The organism is Planctomycetota bacterium, assembly GCA_026387035.1.
Taxonomy (GTDB): Bacteria; Planctomycetota; Phycisphaerae; order FEN-1346; family FEN-1346; genus JAPLMM01.
In genome coordinates, this window is the sequence record JAPLMM010000165.1 from 1 (window position 1) to 3,473 (window position 3,473).

Below are 3,473 nucleotides of genomic sequence, written 5' to 3' on the forward strand. Positions count from 1 at the left end.
CGATTCAAGCCTTTTCGGCGGGCGGCTTTTCGCTCTTGACAGGGCACGTCGGCTGCCGATATAGTGACAGCATGAAATCGCGCAGCGAGTACCTGGCTCTGGGCCTTAGGAAGTAACACCCCGGGGCCGCTGCGCGCTCGCTGAGAAAGAACGACGGCCTTGGGAGAGAAATCCCGGGGCCTTTTTTGTCGGCCGGGTGGGCGAGGGCCTGCGGCGGAAATCCATTGAACCCGCCCCGCCAGGCCTATAAACAGGATACAGGATAGGTGAAAGGAGCAGAGCCGTGGCCGCTAAGGCGAGCAAACGCGTGTTCGTGTTCGACACGACGCTGCGCGACGGCGAACAGTCGCCCGGCGCGAGCATGAACCTGACGGAAAAACTGGAAGTCGCGCGGGCCCTGGACCTCCTCGGCGTGGACATTATTGAAGCGGGGTTCCCGATCACGAGCCGGGACGATTTCGAGGCCGTGCGCGCCATCTGCCGCGAAGTTAAGCGCCCGACGGTGGCAGGCCTGGCGCGGTGCGTCCCGAAGGACATTGACCGTGCGGCCGAGGCGGTGCGCGACGCCGCCAAGCCGCGCATCCACGTCTTTCTGGCGACGAGCCGGATCCATCGCAAATTCAAGTTGCGCAAGGCGCGGAGCGAGATTCTGCGCCTGAGCGTCGAGGGTGTGCGCCGGGCGAAGTCGGCCGTTTGCGATGTGCAGTTTTCGCCCGAAGATGCCGCACGCACCGAGCCCGATTTCCTGGCGGAGGTGGTCGAGGCCGTCATTGACGCCGGCGCGACGACCGTGAACATTCCGGACACGGTCGGTTGGGCGACGCCGGACGGGTTCTGCCGCGTCATCGAGCACCTGTTTGAGCACGTGCCGAACATCGCGAAGACCGTCATCGCCGTTCATTGCCATGACGACCTGGGAATGGCGGTGGCGAACTCGCTGTCGGCGGTCCAGGTGGGCGCCAGGCAGGTCGAATGCACGGTGAACGGGATCGGGGAGCGCGCGGGGAACGCGGCCCTCGAGGAAATCGTTATGGCGCTGGCGACACGGCCGGACGCGTTCGATGGGTGCTGGACGAACATCCGGACGGAGCGGCTGCATCCGACGAGCCGCCTCGTGAGCCGAGTCACCGGCCTCGTCGTGCAACGCAACAAAGCGGTGGTGGGCGAGAACGCCTTCGCCCACGAGTCGGGCATCCACGCGGACGGCGTGCTCAAGGAGCGGACGACGTACGAGATCATGGACCCGCGGTCGGTGGGCCTGAAGACGAGCCGGCTGGTCCTCGGCAAGCACAGCGGCCGGCACCAGTTCCGCCAGCGGCTGAAGGAACTGGGTTTCCGGTTGACGGGCGAGCAGGTGGACCGCCTCTTCTTCGGCCCGTTCAAGGAACTGGCAGACCGCAAGAAGGAGGTCTTCGATGAGGACATCGAGGCCCTTGTGGAGAACGAACTGGTGACCGTGCCGGAAGCGTGGCACCTCATCGGCATCCAGGTGGCGACGGGAACGGGCGGCATGCCGACCGCCACCGTCGAACTGGAGAACACGGACGACGGCCGGCGCGTCCGCGATGCGGCGACCGGCGACGGGCCGGTGGATGCCATCTTCCGCGCGATGGAACGGCTGACGGGCGTCTGCCTGAAACTGGCGGACTACCAGATCCGGAGCGTGACGAGCGGCAAAGAGGCCCAGGGCGAGGTGCGTTTGGAGGCCCTCTACGGCGAGCGGACGGTCTCCGGCCGCGGCGTCTCGACCGACATCCTCGAAGCCAGCGCGAAGGCGTACCTGTCGGCCATCAACCGGACGCTGAGCCGACGCGGCCCGAAAAAGAGGCGCGTCGGGGTTAAACGCAGAGGACGCAGAGATCGCAAAGGAAAACGAGTATAGGGGAACAGCAAACGGCGAAGAGGTTACACGATGTTTAGCCGCCCGCCTTGGCGGGCGCGCCTTCGACCCGAAAGGCAAGAATATGGCAAAAGGCAACGTCAAAGTCAAGAAAGCCGTCCTCGCCTACTCCGGCGGGCTGGATACGTCGGTTATCCTGCCCTGGCTGCGCGAGACGTACGGGTGCGAGGTCGTCGCGTTCGTCGCCGACCTGGGGCAGGGGCCCGGCGAACTCGAGGGCATTGAGGCGAAGGCCAAGAAGAGCGGCGCCTCCGAGTGCGTCGTCATGGACCTGCGGGAGGAGTTTGTCACGGACTACCTCTGGCCGATGCTCAAGGCCGGCGCGGTGTACGAGGGCAAGTACCTCTTGGGGACGAGCATCGCCCGTCCGCTCATCGCCGCCAAGCAGGTCGAGGTCGCGCGGGCCACGGGCGCCGACGCGGTGGCCCACGGCGCCACCGGCAAGGGCAACGACCAGGTGCGGTTTGAACTGACGTACATGGCCCTGGCGCCGGACCTCAAGGTCCTCGTGCCGTGGCGCGACCCGCGGTGGACGCTCACGAGCCGCGAGGCTGCCGTCGAGTACGCCGAGGCCCACGGCATCCCGATTGCCCAGTCGAAGAAGAGCATCTACAGCCGGGACCGGAACCTCTGGCACATCAGCCACGAGGGGGCGGAACTGGAGAACCCGGCCAACGAGCCGCGGCCGGAGGTCTTCGTCCTGGGGCCGCCGGTCGAGAAGGCGCCGGACAAGCCGGAGTACGTCGACGTCGAGTTTGCCGAGGGCGTGCCGGTGGGGTTGGGCGGCAAGCGCCTCGGGCCGGTCGCGCTCGTGGAGGAAGCCAACCGTCTGGGTGCAAAGCACGCGGTCGGCCAGGTGGACATTGCCGAGAACCGCCTCGTGGGGATCAAGTCGCGCGGCGTGTACGAGACGCCGGGCGGAACGATTCTCTATGCGGCCCACGCGCTCGTGGAGGCCCTGTGCCTGGACCGCGACACGCTGCACTATAAGCAGCAGGTGGCGCTGCGGTACGCGGAACTCGTGTATTACGGGCAGTGGTTCTCGCTGCTGCGCGAGGCGCTCGATGCGTTCGTGGACCGCACGCAGAAGACGGTCACCGGCACGGCGCGCCTGAAACTCTACAAGGGCCAGGCGATACCGGCCGGGGCCTCCTCGCCGCACAGCCTCTACAGTGAGGAACTGGCGAGTTTCGTCATGGGCGAGGGATACGACCCCGCCGACGCGACGGGCTTCATCCACCTCTGGGGCCTGCCGATGAAGGTCCAGGGGCTGGCGAAGCGAAAAGGCACGCAACGAGATGCGCGCCCGTTTAGCCGCGACCCGAAGGGGAGCGGTTCGTTTTGATCCGAGGTGGCGCGTGAATATTATCCTCATCGGCTATCGCTGCACGGGCAAGACGACGATCGGCGAGATCCTGGCCGAGAAGTTGGGCTGGCCGCTCGTGGACACCGATACGCTCGTTCAGGAACGGGCCGGCTGGAGCATCAAGGAAATCGTGGCCGAGGAAGGGTGGCCGGATTTCCGCCGGCGCGAACGCGAGACGATCGCCGACGTAGCGGCGCACGATCGCCA

At 66.4% G+C, this 3,473-nt stretch carries 3 protein-coding genes; all 3 read left to right on the forward strand.

What is annotated here, in order from left to right; genetic code table 11:
- Positions 1-283 precede the first annotated feature (283 nt).
- Complete coding sequence (locus NTX40_05740; GenBank protein ID MCX5648585.1) at positions 284-1,882, forward strand: 2-isopropylmalate synthase; 1,599 nt, start codon at positions 284-286, stop codon at positions 1,880-1,882.
- A gap of 82 nt (positions 1,883-1,964) precedes the next feature.
- Positions 1,965-3,245, forward strand: coding sequence for an argininosuccinate synthase (locus NTX40_05745; GenBank protein ID MCX5648586.1), 1,281 nt, complete (start codon positions 1,965-1,967; stop codon positions 3,243-3,245).
- 13 nt (positions 3,246-3,258) lie between these two features.
- Positions 3,259-3,473, forward strand: a 215-nt coding sequence (locus NTX40_05750; GenBank protein MCX5648587.1) for a shikimate kinase II, incomplete at its 3' end; no start/stop codon positions are given.

What these genes read in the sequence shown, in the direction of transcription:
- NTX40_05745 (MCX5648586.1), top strand. Translation starts at nt 1,965, where the DNA reads ATGGCAAAAGGCAACGTCAAAGTCAAGAAAGCCGTCCTCGCCTACTCC.